Source organism: Paenibacillus sp. BC26 (genome assembly GCF_900116125.1).
Lineage (GTDB): Bacteria > Bacillota > Bacilli > Paenibacillales > Paenibacillaceae > Paenibacillus_Z > Paenibacillus_Z lignilyticus.
Genome location: NZ_FPAD01000001.1, coordinates 1,670,396 through 1,684,762, shown reverse-complemented (window position 1 = coordinate 1,684,762; position 14,367 = coordinate 1,670,396). Strand labels below are relative to the sequence as shown.

Below are 14,367 nucleotides of genomic sequence, written 5' to 3'. Positions count from 1 at the left end.
ATCGAGATACAGCGACGAGTAAGTCCCAGCTTCATTTTGACACTATCGTACCCCTCTGGTAAGAGGCTAGTCAACTATAGGACTTGAACACGACAACGGCATTATGTCCGCCAAAACCAAACGAATTACTAACGCCGATTTGCAGGTCAGCTTGCCTTGCACGATTCGGCACATAATCCAGATCGCACTCCGGATCCGGATTCTCCTGATTAATCGTAGGCGGGATGATGCCCTCCTGAAGACTCTTCATTAAGGCAATCGCTTGTGCGCCGCCTGCAGCGCCCAGCATATGACCTGTCATCGATTTGATCGCAGAGACCGGAATTTGATTGGCATTCTCGCCGAATACCCGCTTGATCGCAATCGTTTCCGATAGGTCGCCAATGTGCGTGCTGGTCGCATGCGCAAATATCACATCCACCTGATCAGGATCGACAGCAGCTTCGCGAAGCGCAGCTTTCATGGCCAGATAAGGTCCGTACCCTTCCGGATGGGTGGCTACCATATGATATGCATCAGAGCTTGCGCCATAACCGATAATCTCCGCATGAATACGCGCATTTCGCCGCTTCGCATGAGATTCCGATTCCAAGATCACGATGCCTGCGCCTTCTGCCATCACGAAACCGTCACGGCCTTGATCGAACGGCCGGCTTGCTTTGTGAGGCTCATCGTTGCGCGTCGACAAGGAGGTCGCATTGCCAAAGCTGGCTAATGAGATTTCCGTGATAGCTGCTTCTGCGCCGCCGGCAATCACTACATCTGCTGCTCCGCTTCTGATCAGCCGAAACGCTTCACCAATAGCGGTATTGCCAATGGAACACGCAGTCACCGGAGAGAGCGTCGGACCATGTGTCCCATAACGGATACTGATCATAGCCGCTGCCATGTTTGATATCATCATCGGCACCAACGTAGGACTCACGCGTTCAGGTCCGCGTTCATGCAGTACGGCATCCTGCTGAAGCAGCGTTTCGATCCCGCCGATGCCCGAGCCTACATACACGCCAACGCGTTCCGCGTCTACCTCTTCTTTCTGCAATCCTGCATCCGCCCACGCCTGATCCGCAGCAGCAAGAGCGAACTGACAGAAACGATCCATGCGTCTGGCTTCCTTGCGTCCGAACAGCTCCTCCGCATCAAAATCGACCACCGTACCGGCAATTTGCGCTTTATGACGCGTAACATCAAAGCGATCGATCGGCCTAATTCCTGACTGCCCTTGAACTAACGCCTGCCAGTAGGTATCTATATCAGAACCCAGCGGCGATATAATCCCCATTCCGGTTACAACTACTCGTTCCATCGTACGACTACCTCCTTGGTATTCTCTCTTGTGATGCTATGGTGTCATATTCGTTATCCTATTACAAGTTGTCGTTTATCCTAGTATAATTAACACCATACTAGCAGCATCATTTGAAGACGGAGTGATGATCATTGAACAATCGATCCCGACTGCAAGCACTATCAACGTTCCTCAAATCGAAGCGCACCTCGTTATCCCCGGAAGCGGTCGGATTACCGGCAGGCGGACGCAGAAGGACACCCGGCCTTCGCAGAGAAGAAGTCGCGCAGCTGGCCGGCGTTAGTCATACCTGGTACACCTGGCTTGAGCAAGGACGTGACATTAAAGCCTCCATGTCCGTGCTGGATGCGATAGCGACGGCGCTGCGATTAACTTCCGATGAGCGAAAATATTTATATGCCTTAGCTCTCGAAAGCGGGACCGGGCTTAGCAGCGTACTGGAGGAAACCGCGCAAATCAGTCCTTCGCTGCGCCGCATCCTGCAGGAGCTGCGCAGCTGTCCTACCATTATCTCGGATCGGCACTGTCAGATCGTCGGCTGGAATGAGGCGGCCTCCCATGTCTTCATGAACTTCGAGCAGCTTCCTCCCTCTGAGCGAAATATGATCGCACTTTTGTTTGAGCGTCAGGAATTTAGAAGGCTGGCAGGGAATTGGGAGCATTTCGTCAGCGGTTTCCTTGCTATTTTCCGTGCTTATTACGGGCAGTACGTCGACGATGAATGGTATGAGCATTTCCTCGGCCGCATGAAGCAGACACAATCGGACTTTGCCGCGCTGTGGGAGAAAAGCCAGGTAAGCGCCGCTCCGGAGGTACTTATCGAATTCCGTCACGCTAAGGCGGGCAAGATGCTCTTCCAATTAACCTCCTTGCAGGTTCATGGCGAAACCGATCTGCGCTGCAGCATCTACACGCCGGCTCCGGACTCCATGACCGAGAGAAAATTGGAGCAGCTTATGGCCAGAGAATCTGCAGAGACGGAGTAGCGCTATCTGAGGCACAAAAAAACCGCCGCCTGCGATCTCTCGCAAGCAGCGGTCTCAAACCTACAGCTTATATATAGCCGTGTATTTCTTCTCCAAATAACGAACCAAGTAATCCGGATCAAGCGGCTTACCTGTAATGTCGTTGATCAGTTCGGATGGTGTTCTCAGTTTCCCATACTGATACACTTTATCTGTCAGCCAGTCTTTAATCGGATGCAGATTGCCTTTCTCGACATTTTCCCAAAAGTCCGGCATTTCGCGTTCCAAGGTTTCCGTCATTTGAGCAGCATACATGTTTCCGAGGGAATAGGATGGGAAATAACCGAATGCTCCGCCGGACCAGTGCACATCCTGAAGAACTCCTTCCGCATCCGTTGGCGGTTCAATGCCCAGGTATTCTTTATATTTCTCATTCCATAGCTTTGGAAGCTCGGATGCTTTCACGCCTTCATTAAAGATCAGCTTCTCCATCTCGTAACGAATGATAATATGCAGGTTGTAGGTCAGCTCATCCGCTTCAATGCGAATGAGAGAAGGCTGCACGACATTCGTTGCGCGGTAGAAATCTTCCATCGGCACATCAAGCTGATTCGGGAAATGCTCTTGCAAGTCGCCATAGTATCGGCTCCAGAAGTTTAAGCTGCGGCCGATTACATTTTCCCAGAAGCGGGATTGCGATTCGTGGATGCCCATCGACGTACCCGTGCAGAGCGTTGTGCCGATCAGGTCTTGACGGATATTTTGTTCATATAACGCATGTCCGCCTTCATGGATCGTGCCGAACAACGCGCTGGTCACATCATCGTTGAGATAACGTGTCGTAATCCGAACGTCACCCGGATTTAGCCCGGTTGCGAACGGATGCGCGCTTTCATCAAGTCTGCCGCCGTTGAAGTCAAAGCCCATTTGATCCAAAATAAAGGTGCTGAATTTCTTCTGCGCATCCTTCGCGTAAGTCTGCTTCAGGAAACCCGTTTCCGGTTGATGCGGCGATGCAGCGATGGCTGCAGCGAGCGGTACCAGCTTCTCGCGGAGACCCCCGAACACATGGTCCAGTTCTTCTGTGGTCATTCCCGGCTCATACATATCCAGAAGCGTGTCGTAGCGTGTACCTTTTACGCCCCACAGGTCGATGAATTGATTCGTGTATGTAATGATCTTATCCAGATAGGGCTCGAACGACGCGTAGTCGTTGTTCACTTTGGCTTCTTCCCAGAAGGTTTCCGCCTGCGAGGTCAGCACCACATAATCTTGATACATCTTAGGCGGAATCTTCACGCTGCGATCATAATCCTTACGGGTTTCCGTAACCAGCCGCTTTTGAACCTCATTCAGTCCTTCATAAGTACTCGGCTCTTCCAGTGCTGTCAGCCATTCCCCGAGCTCCGGGGCAGTAGCAAGCTTGAACATTTGACCGGACAAATTACCGATCGATTGCGAACGAACATCCATTCCTTTACGCGGCGCGCCGGTACGTAAATCCCACGAGAGCAGGGCAATTGACTCCTCGTAACTTTTAATTAGTCCAATCCGTTCTACAAACAATTCCAATTCTTTCGTGCTATTTGTCATCAAAATGTCATCACCTTTCCATAACGTTTAGACGCTACTACTTGATCATACTTTTTGCAAACCGTATAATCAACCTAATCCTGGCTTTGCACGCAACCTCTATGAAAGGAGATTTGACATGCAATTTTCATTTACTTCATCTGCGATCGAGCAATTGTCTCCTTATATGCAAGGCGGCAGCAAACATCTCAAATTGTTGTACGACACGGAAGGCTGCGGCTGCGTCGTCAGCGGCGTACCCACCTTGCAGCTACTCGAGCAAACACATCCGGACGATCGATTAGGCAGCGGAACTCCCTATTCCGTATGGTACGAGCCCCGGTATGAGGTGTTCTTCGAGCCAAACCTCAAGATTGATTATAATGAAGCGCGCCATTCGTTCAGCTTGAAGAGCGACAGCCAGATTTATACCGCCAATCTGCGGTTCATGAAAGTGTAAGACGTTTTACAAAATAGAGAAAACCTTGTTCTTATAATTGGATGGAGGGAAACGAATGAATAGACTCAATGACATTCTAGCCTTTAATGAACAATTTGTTGCCAACGGTGAGTATGAGAAATATTTGACCGATAAATTCCCACAGAAGAAGATGGTCATCGTTACGTGCATGGACACCAGACTTACTGAGATGCTGCCGAAAGCGCTCAATTTGCGCAATGGCGATGCGAAGATTATTAAGAACGCCGGTGCCATTGTGACGCAGCCATTCGGGAACATCATGCGGAGTATTCTCGTTGCCGTATATGAGCTTGGGGCTGATGAGGTCGTTGTGATTGGACATCACGAATGCGGGATGACAGGCCTCAATCCGGAAGTGGTCATTTCGCATATGCTCGAAGGCGGTGTTTCTGAAGAAACCATTCGTACGCTTCGCAACTCGGGCATGCACCTGGAGCGCTGGCTGACTGGCTTCGATAACGTGCAAGACAGCGTTGAGCGCAGCGTGGGGATCATTAAGAATCATCCTTTGCTGCCTGCCCAAACACCGGTGCATGGCTTGATCATTCATCCGGAAACAGGCAAGCTGGATCTGGTCGTTAACGGCTACGAACCTGCTGCTGAATAAATCATTAGTAATCGAAAAAAGCTTAGCTGACAAGCCTGCCGCATGCTGTGCAGAACTTGATCGCTAAGCTTTTTCTATAGGGTGCCTACCGCTTCTTCTCCTTCGCTGCGGCAGCGCGTGCGGCAATGACATCGCTTCGATCACGAAGCGTATGGCGACTAATAAGCGCTTCATCCATTCGGCTCGGCGCCCCCCAGACATACCCTTCCCGCTCCGCTGCCACTACGCTTCGAGCGTGCAATTCCGAATCGACAATCGGCAAATTCATATCTGTAAATGGCAAAGAATCTTCGATAGCCTCGATTCTCTCCGCTATCATCGCAATCAGTTGCTCGCCGTTTAGTCCGACTTCGTTCAGCAGCTGTGCATCCAACCGCTTCTCGGCTTGCCGCAAAATCTTGAGCGCCCCGCGATTATTGTGCCTTCTATGATGATAGGATCCTACTGCAATCTGAATGAGCCCTACCCAGATCGAACCGAGCAAGTCGCCGGGCTGCGCCTTCCAATATTCCTCGAGCAATTCATGGCATTCAAAATAATCCCGTGTCGCATGAAACTCGTACAAAAACGACTCATATGCCGCCGGATATTGCTTCAATTGCATCGCTATCCCCCATTTCCGTAAAATCATTCGTAAAAAGAGAATGAAAACTGAAACCTTTGATTATATTAGACGTAATTGTACTGATTGGCAATATCAGCTGTCTTTGCAGCATATCAGGAGGAGACTTACAGATGAAAAAGGGTTTATTAATGCTGATGGCTTTCGCGCTTTTTTTCGCATTCAGCGCAGGGGCGGTTGATGCTAAGCCGAGAGGTAAAATTTCCTCACCGAAGAAGAGCTATACGTCTACCCCATCCAAGCCTGCTGACAATGTAACCAAAAGCAATGGCGGGACAAGCGGAACGACTAAAGCAGGGGCGGCAACAACAGGTAAACGCGGGTTTTTCAGCGGCGGAAGCTTTATGAAAGGGCTCATGATCGGTGGACTTGCGGGTCTATTGTTCGGCGGCATGTTCGGTAATCTGGGATTCCTCGGCGACATGTTCGGATTAATCATTAATGTGATTGCAATCTATATTGTCATCGTCGCGATACGGGGTATATTCCATTACTTCAAGAATCGCCGCAAGCCGGCTCATCCCGATCAACGGAGACCTTACTAAGTTATGAGAATCTACACGGACGAGATCATAAACGCTATTTGCCTCCATATGGCAGAACGTAGAGGCGTCTCTCCGACGGATGTTGAAGCACAACTGTCATGGGACGAAGAATACGGCTATACGGCGGAGGTTTGGGTTCAAGGACGCGGCCAATATCTGGTGGAAGCGAATTTGCTGGAAGCCATCGAGCAATATTTGCTAAAGCAATATCAACTCCGGAAGTTCCGTTCGCAAATTACGCTGGATGCGGACGAAGAGTTCTGGGCGGATATTGAGGACTAAAATCAAGCGGGATCGGTGCTAATGCGCCGATCCCGTTTTTTCAAACAAAAATAAAGAAGTCAGCCGGAAAATCCGGCTGACTTCTTTTCATTTCACTTAATCGATAAATGCCACGTACTTCAGCAGTCGCTTCAGCATAACCGCCGCTTCCGCACGGGTCGCCTTATTGCGTGGAACAAAGTTCCCATTGCTCATTCCATTGATAATGCCTGCTTCAACCGCTTGAGCTACTGGCTGCTTCGCCCAGCTGTCAATAGCTGCTTTATCCTTGAACATATCCAACAGTTGTTCAGCCCCGCTAGGCTGTTTGCCCGTAAACGCAATGGCGCGAGCTATAATAACCGCCATTTCTTCACGGTTAATGGAAGCATTCGGTTTAAAGCTGCCATCTTCATAACCTTTGACGAGTCCGGCTTTTACCGCTGCTCCAACTGCTCCTGCGAACCAGTCCTGAATGAGGACGTCGCTTAATCCCGCTGCAGTCTTCACTTCCGACATGCCCAGAGCGCGAACGATCATGGCTGCAAACTCTGCGCGCGTAATCGCCTGATCCGGACCAAATTGATCGCCGCTGCTTCCTCTAACGATCAGCTTGGAAGCCATTAGTTCGATATCAGCGCGTGCCCAGTGCTTGCTCACGTCGCTAAACGTTTTGCTCAGCTGCTCAATCGCATAAATACTGTTTCCGTTACGCTGAATGGTAACGATCGTTTGGCCGCCAACCGTCTTGAATGATGAAGGCACGAAGGTGAACTCTCCGGTCTCCGGATTGTACATTACCGCAGTAGTTGTTTTTGGATCAAGCTGCTGCGACGTAACGATGGTCCGAGAGATGTAGGTGCTGCCAAATTGGTTAATCTCCTGGGTCTTCCCGTTTGCTTGTACAGCTACGGTATATTCAACAGGTGCGCCAATTAAAGTTACACCGGTTGAAGCTGCCGCGTCCTTCACTTGCTGCGCCGCAGCGCCGCTTGCTTGTGCGATCGAGATGACGAGCTTCGCATCAGCACCAAATGCAGCTGCTAATTTGGCCAAATCAAGTACATCCAGCGGGAGATTATAACTTGCTCCGCCAATATCGATCGATACCGTCAGATCTGCTTTAAGCTTCAACGCATCAGTCAGATCTTTGACAAGCAGCTCCGCATTTACAGCCTGCACAGCGGTTTCAGTCTTAATATGAACGATATGATCGCTTTGACTATTCATCAACTCGATCGCTTTAGTAATTGTCCCGGCAGGAACGGTAAGCTTCCCATCGTTCAGTTCGCCCAGCACGGTAACGCCATCGTCTGTTTTTACAGGCGTTGGACCTGAGTTGGGCGGAGCAGGAGGTACTACTACCACCGGCGGATTATTTCCCGTCGTTCCTGTCGTGAAACTCCAAATATTGGACAAACCTTGTCCGGTATAGGCATCCTCCGCTAACGCATACCACTGGTACTTCTTATTGGCTTCCAGATTGCTCCAAGTTACTCCGGCCTGCTCACCGCTTGTTGCTTCATTCACTTTGCCTATGAGCTGGTCCGTATACACGTTGACACCCATGTAATCCGTTGCTACCCGCTTCACCTGCGCTGTCAAATCAACATCCAGCGTAAATTCGTCTTTGTTCGGGTAATCTTTCGGATCATAGTAGTTGTAATCGTCGAGGTATGGCGAGTACGTTTTCACGTACATTTTGTCGTTCGCCATATCGAATTGAAGCAGCTTGATATACCCTTGGCCGCCTTCCGGTCCGCCTTGATAATCCGATAGCATTTGATAGACTTTACGATCTTTCACGCCGTCGTTATTATCATCGAGCTCATCGACGAGCAAAGCGGAATTATGATAATGGCCCGACAATACGGCAAATACATTCTTATTCTTTGTTACCACTTTCTCGAAAATCTTATCTGCAATCGGTGCACGGTTGCCCGACACGAGCAGGAATTCATGAAAGTTCAGAATCGCCTTGCGATTCGGATATTTGGCCAGCACTTCATTCATCCAGTCGATATCCGAATCACGGACGCCCCAACCCATGTACACCATAATGAAATCATTCCCGTTGGAAGAAACGAGATCGTAGTGGCCGCGGTTGTTATCGAGCGAACCGCCGTATGTCGGCTGATCCTTAAAGCGCTTCTCGCCGAAATATTTCCAATAATAATCATAAGCGCCAAGCTGATGGTCAACGTCATGGTTACCGGCCAGAACGCCATATGGTATGTTGGCATTCTCCAGCACCTTCATATCCGCATCGGCCCTTTCCCATTGAATTTCCTTATCCGCCTCATCTACGATATCCCCGGTATGGATAACGTATTTGATTTTTTGCGACTCTTTGTTATCCGCAATCCAGTTGACAATGTCCTCATAAATATGCGGGTAACTCTCGGAGTAATATTGCGTATCCGACATCCACGCGAAGGAGAAATCAAATTTCTCCTGCGATACCGGCAGCTCATCCTGCACCATAACCTGAAGCGAATGATCGGCTGCATACTCGCCGGCAGTTACCCATGCTCCAAGTGTAAAATCAGTTGCCCCGGCAATCTTGGAATCTACGCTCTTCCATTTCGACTCTGCCGGGCTCCATACGTACATACTGACTTTACGGCCTTCAAGGGAATTTCCTTTCCAGCTTAATTCAACCTTATCGGTATCTTTCACCGAAGCATCCAACTGAACCTGGAACCGCTGGTACGGAAATTGTTCCGTTGAATCGTCGATCAAATATTGCCCGTCAGTCGCGCTGATCTTATCGTAATCCTCTGGCGTCATCGCGCTTTCGCCGGCAGGAACCATTTCTTTCGGAGGCTCAACATCTGCCGCATTGCGGAAGCCTTGGAAATCGCCCTGACTGGCAGCGTCATACTTAAAGCCTTGGAAGAACGAAACCTTCATACTGTCATTCATTGGATCTGCAACTTTAACGGTCAGAACGGGATTGCGGTCAATTCCCGTTGAACCGGAAGCAGGCGTTACCAATTCAGGTTTCGTCGGATTTTCCGCCGGTACGGAGAAGGTTACTTGTTTCTGTGCCATATTGCCGACTTTATCGGTAGCATGGACAAGGACTACATGATTACCTGCCGTCAAATCCTTGGACGAAGTCTTATAAGGAAGGGTGATCGGCGCTTCATCCAGCCATACCTCTACTTTATCGAGCCCTGACAGCGCATCTTGCACGGATGCATCAATGGCAAACGGACCACGGTACATTTTCCCCTCCTCCAAGGAGGTAGTGATCGATGGTGCGGTATTGTCGACTTTGACCGTTACGGTCTTCTCGCCCAGCTGCGAATGGCCAACGGTTATCGCATGCTCGCCATCATGCAGCTTTGTCGTGTCCAAAGCGTAAGCCTTGGAAGCTAAGAGCGCATCCGGGATAGCAAAGTTAAAGTCCATCACCGGGAATTTACCCGCGCTGTCTCCCATGGGGATAACCGTATCGCGGTTTTTGTAACGCTCATCGAAAATTTCGGTGCCGTCTGCGAACACAAGTCTTACATTACGGACCGTAAAATCATCTTTATTCTCTTCTGCGCGATCATCAAACGGCGACGCTTTCGTACCCGCGCGAATCGAGATGATATTGCTGCCTGCCTTTAAGCGCTCAGCCGCAATTGGCACCGTTAACGTCGTATAGCTATTAATTGGATCTTCAAAAATGTAAAGCGCTTCTTTGCCGATCGCAACGCCGTTCTTAAAGTAGTAGTTGACTCCGTTTGCTTCGAATGCGAAATACGCATCCTGCTCAACGGCTGCATAAGTTCCAGCGCTTACTTCCGTCTGATCGACGGACAAGTGCAGCGATGAAGCAGGAGCACTCTCAGAAGTACCCTTCAGAACCTTTGTACCAGCAAGTATGTCTCCGTCCTTCACATTCAGGCGCAAGCTGGAATGATCGGAATTGCCTGTTACATTTACACGATACTTCTCCGAAGTCACCTCGTTCTTGCCGTCCGAAATCACATAGTAATACTCCAAGTAATTCCGTCCGATCAACTCCGGCGAGTAGATCGTATAGTGATAAAGCGTATCCGCGAAGCTTTCTTCCAAATAACGCTTCGTATAGACGCTATCGAGGTTGCTCTTATAATAGAGCGCCACCGATTTCACCTTGTTCTCATCATTTGCTTCCGCTTTGATTTGCAGATTTTTGGCCTTATCAATCTCGGTAATGTCCGTTAAATCTTTAAAAGTCGGGTTTGTTGTATCTGCGGGCTGTTTAACAGGAATAATCGGCACTTGAACGGGAGCGACCTTCCCAGGTGTAGCCGCATCTATACCGGCACTGTATTTAATCATTTGCGTGCTTCCGGCGGGCGAATATTTGTAGAAAATCCCTTTATTCGCAACGGTTTCTGCATCGTTGTCATAATAAACGGCGGAGATTTCCGTCTTCGTATTTGAAGCAACCACAATCCCCCGTTTGCCGCCGTTAGCCATACCGTCACTGTACATTTTGACAATGTCGGTCCCTTCGACTAGGTTTGTGCCATAGAGCTTATTAAAATCATCGATTGTTGATTGTTTGTTCTGGCTGTTGATTACCCAGAACACCATCGTTTTCTTCGAAGGAATCAGCAATTCCTCTGAAGCCGTCGGCCAAACGACATCGGCATCCGGTCCGGAATCGGTGTAACGATATTGGATTTTGTAGTTTTTGAAATTGATCGTTTGATCCGTATTGTTATAAACCTCAACAAATTCGTAACCGTCCCCTGTTCCTACGTTGGTAGAGTCCGGAACGATCTCCGTTACCATAAGCGGCGGCAGCTTGTTAAAATCAACATTGCCATGTTCGATCGAGACCGTGAATGTACTGGTCTTCACTGTATCCACGCCATCTGACGCCTGGATGTAGTATTGAAGCGCCGTATCGGTCAACGCTTCTTTCGGAATCGTTGCGGAGAACTGACTTTCTTCTCCTGTTGCCATGGCTGCCGATTGATAGTCGACTGCTTCGCCAACTCTATAATAAAGAGTTGCCGACAGCGTCTGATTATCCGGGTCTGCGATGGTTGCGAGAATCGTCAGATCGTTATCGATGCTTCCTGTAGCGGGGGGCACATGCTCGATAACAGGCAGTTGATTAACTGCAGGCGCGGGCTGTGCAGGAAGCAGCTCCGCTTCCGCTGAGCCCGGAGTTGCTGCATTCACGGCTGCGGATTTCAAGCTCATGCGATTGGTTCCATCCGTTGGATATTGATAGAAAATCCCTTTATCAACATCTGTTTGAGCATCGGTCTCATAGAAGGCCTCGGCAATTTCCTTGCCTGCCTTGGAAGCAACGATGATTTTGCGCATGCCGCCATTAGACATACCGCCGCCGCCATCAATCTTGAATAAGTTGGTGTTTTCTACAAGGGAAGTCTTATAGTTGGCATTAAAATCAGCTGCAGTAAGGGCAGTGTTGACGCCGTTCATAATCCAGAACACGGACGAACTGAGCGGCTGAATGACCGCCGATGCCGGCAAAGACCAAACAGCGTCGGGAGTCGAAGAATTTGTATAACGGTAAATAAGCTGATAATCCTTGAGCGAGATCGGACGAGTCGTATTATTGTACAGTTCTACAAACTCATAGGCATCCGAATCGACACCGGCTGCATTCGTTGTATCCGGAACAAGCTCGGTGATCAGCAATACCGGTACTTTACTGAAATCGAAGTTTTGTTGCTCGATGGCTACCGTATTTATTGCGGATTTGATGTTATGGGTGGAATCCGCAGCTTGGATATAATATTGCAGCTCAGCGCTTGTTAAAGCCGCTTTGGGGATAACGCCTGTAAATACAGCAGTTCCCGCAGTATTCCCCATGGGCACAGAAGCATAATCGGCATCCGATTTGTTCTTATAATAGAGCGCTGCGGTTGGCGTATCGTCCGCATCGGTGATTTGCGCCGTTATCGTAAGATCTTCACTGCTTGTCCCATGCGTGACCGGAGTATGGTCAATAATTGGAGCCTCATTAACCGGTATATCCGGGAATTCATAGCGAACGGACGGAATTTGCTCTGCCGCCAGCGTACCCGGCGTCGGAGCTGATTTGATTGCAAATTTATCCGTTTGCGTGCCGCTTGCCGGCAGTTTAAAGTGGTCACCGAGCCCGGCAGCAATATCGGTTGCAGCCGTATACCCGGATTTCGATATTTCAACGCCTTGACTGTTTCTGATGGCAATCGTTCGGTCATTGGTATTATGAAAGCCTGCGAACAAGGTTCCGGCAACCTCCACGATTTGGCTGGCAGCAAGGCTCACTCCATATTTCGTGTTAAAATCAGCCAATGTTTTACCCGTATTATTGTACCAGAAGACCATGACTTGTTCGGGAGCGAGCGACTTCTCGCCAAAGGTAAACTGAATATCCGGTGTACTGGTCGGATATCGATACAAGAAGGTATAGTCGTTCAGACGCAGCGTTTTGTTGGAGTTATTGTACACCTCGAAAAATTCATAATCGTCCGCACCGCTCACATCAGGGTGAATCTCAGATACGAACAACTCTGGTACCGTGTTGGCATCAGCTGCTGCAGTAATGCCTGCCGAAGAGATGAGACTCGTTAACAGGCTTGCTAGTAGAAGGCTGGCGATCCATCTCTTGTATCGCTTGTACCTCTTGGTAATCATTAATAAACACTTCCTTCCGGTTGTAAGGGTCAACTTATTAGATGGTTACAAGGCGTTCAATCAGCCAGTACATGCCCATTATTCCGACAATGGAGGATGCACCGTATTTCCAGATTGGGCTTTGAGTGAGCTTAAACCGCCGACACAGCAACAGTAGAGGCACCACAATAGCCAGAACAGCAAGCTGTCCGATCTCGACTCCAAGATTGAAGGAGAACAGCGGAAGCGCGACATGGCCCGCTAAGGTGCCATGAAGAATTTCAGCGAACCCAAATCCATGAACCATGCCAAACATAACGGTTACGGCCATGCGTTTGTTGTCGTTGCTATTCTTTCGATACAGATTTTCAAAAGCTACAAATACGATGCTTAGCGCAATAAGAGGTTCGACAATTAGTGGCGACAGCGACGCTAAATCAAGCGCGGATAGAACAAGCGTAATGCTGTGTCCGACCGTAAACGCGGAGATTAGCTTCAGCATCGTCCATCCGCTGGTTCCGGCAGCTAAGATAAGTCCGACCAAAAACAGCAAATGGTCCGCGCCGGACCAGATATGCTCCATCCCCATCTTCGTATACTCGCTCAGCTGTGAAGTCCAGGACGATGAGGTTGTGATCAAGCTCGACTGATCATCTCTATCATCCGATGATTGTCCTTCTTTGCCGTTGTCTGCTCCGTGATAGCCTTCCATCTCCAGAATATTGTTTGAACTGTTGATGACTTGCACGATGGACTGCTGTCCCATTCGGATCGTTGCAAAGCTTCTATGGTCGGGATTGGATCCGTCATAGAAGTTATATTGAACCATGTACCGTTCAACTGGTTCCGCAAAGTCATAGGTGATGTCGATTTCGACCATGGGCATTTTTGCTTTTTCAGTTTGTTTTACCGCTGTTATTGCTCCGTTCCCGACTTTGCTGTTTCCGGTCACGATCAGCCGGTCATTCGCTAATGCGGTGAGTGTATCCTTTCCGTCAGTCAGTTCGTTTGCTGAAATTTGGCCATCCCCATTCTGATCGATGGTCGGAAGCGCTTCAAGCAGCTCTCGCTCCAGCAGAAACAGGTTATACTCCAATTTGTGATCCTTAATGGTAATATCCGAAAATCCCGTAGAACTGAAATGGGCCTGCGCGGTACCCCCAAACAAGGTGAAAAACATCCATAAGCTTGCCAACACAACTCCTGCCTGCACTCGTATTCTCACATGACTCTCCTTTCTATCTAACTCGAAGATCGTTATAGACAACTTTATTACTATAGAGTCCGAATGTAAGTTGAACATCATGGATAGATGAAGAAATTGTTGATCTTGCCCAAAAAATGAGAAGAACCCTCCCAGAAATTGAAGAGGGCTCTAGTT

General features: G+C 49.1%; 10 protein-coding genes. 5 read left to right on the top strand and 5 right to left on the bottom strand.

Going from position 1 to position 14,367, the window contains the following annotated elements; all coding sequences use genetic code 11:
* Nucleotides 1–70: 70 nt before the first annotated feature.
* A complete protein-coding gene (fabF, locus tag BM412_RS07130) occupies nucleotides 71–1,306 on the bottom strand; it encodes a beta-ketoacyl-ACP synthase II (protein ID WP_091215669.1) in 1,236 nt (411 codons plus the stop codon).
* A gap of 134 nt (nucleotides 1,307–1,440) precedes the next feature.
* Here fabF and BM412_RS07125 point away from each other — a divergent pair, with 134 nt between their 5' ends.
* Nucleotides 1,441–2,295, top strand: a complete 855-nt coding sequence (locus tag BM412_RS07125; protein ID WP_091215667.1) for a helix-turn-helix transcriptional regulator — start codon at nucleotides 1,441–1,443, stop codon at nucleotides 2,293–2,295.
* 60 nt (nucleotides 2,296–2,355) lie between these two features.
* Here BM412_RS07125 and BM412_RS07120 read toward each other — a convergent pair whose 3' ends face one another.
* Nucleotides 2,356–3,867: a carboxypeptidase M32 gene (locus BM412_RS07120; protein ID WP_091215666.1), complete on the bottom strand. Its 1,512-nt coding sequence runs from the start codon at nucleotides 3,865–3,867 to the stop codon at nucleotides 2,356–2,358.
* A 118-nt stretch (nucleotides 3,868–3,985) separates the two neighbouring features.
* On the opposite strand from BM412_RS07120, the gene BM412_RS07115 reads away from it, so the two are divergent.
* Complete coding sequence (locus tag BM412_RS07115) at nucleotides 3,986–4,306, top strand: iron-sulfur cluster biosynthesis family protein (RefSeq protein WP_091215664.1); 321 nt, start codon at nucleotides 3,986–3,988, stop codon at nucleotides 4,304–4,306.
* Between the two features lie 55 nt (nucleotides 4,307–4,361).
* On the top strand, nucleotides 4,362–4,934 hold the full coding sequence (locus tag BM412_RS07110) for a beta-class carbonic anhydrase (RefSeq protein WP_091215663.1): 573 nt from the start codon (nucleotides 4,362–4,364) through the stop codon (nucleotides 4,932–4,934).
* An 85-nt stretch (nucleotides 4,935–5,019) separates the two neighbouring features.
* Here the strand turns inward: BM412_RS07110 and BM412_RS07105 are convergent, their stop codons facing one another.
* Nucleotides 5,020–5,538, bottom strand: coding sequence for a DUF309 domain-containing protein (locus tag BM412_RS07105; RefSeq protein ID WP_218163126.1), 519 nt, complete (start codon nucleotides 5,536–5,538; stop codon nucleotides 5,020–5,022).
* Nucleotides 5,539–5,669: 131 nt separating this feature from the next.
* On the opposite strand from BM412_RS07105, the gene BM412_RS07100 reads away from it, so the two are divergent.
* Nucleotides 5,670–6,101: a hypothetical protein gene (locus BM412_RS07100; protein ID WP_091215659.1), complete on the top strand. Its 432-nt coding sequence runs from the start codon at nucleotides 5,670–5,672 to the stop codon at nucleotides 6,099–6,101.
* A 3-nt stretch (nucleotides 6,102–6,104) separates the two neighbouring features.
* Nucleotides 6,105–6,383 (top strand): YxcD family protein, encoded by a 279-nt coding sequence (locus BM412_RS07095; protein WP_091215657.1) that lies wholly within the window; start codon nucleotides 6,105–6,107, stop codon nucleotides 6,381–6,383.
* A gap of 96 nt (nucleotides 6,384–6,479) precedes the next feature.
* Here the strand turns inward: BM412_RS07095 and BM412_RS07090 are convergent, their stop codons facing one another.
* Together BM412_RS07090 and BM412_RS07085 are read right to left on the bottom strand one after the other, a co-directional pair.
* Nucleotides 6,480–13,007, bottom strand: a complete 6,528-nt coding sequence (locus BM412_RS07090; protein WP_091215655.1) for an S-layer homology domain-containing protein — start codon at nucleotides 13,005–13,007, stop codon at nucleotides 6,480–6,482.
* A 37-nt stretch (nucleotides 13,008–13,044) separates the two neighbouring features.
* Nucleotides 13,045–14,211 (bottom strand): HupE/UreJ family protein, encoded by a 1,167-nt coding sequence (locus BM412_RS07085; protein WP_177245693.1) that lies wholly within the window; start codon nucleotides 14,209–14,211, stop codon nucleotides 13,045–13,047.
* Between the last annotated feature and the right edge of the window lie 156 nt (nucleotides 14,212–14,367).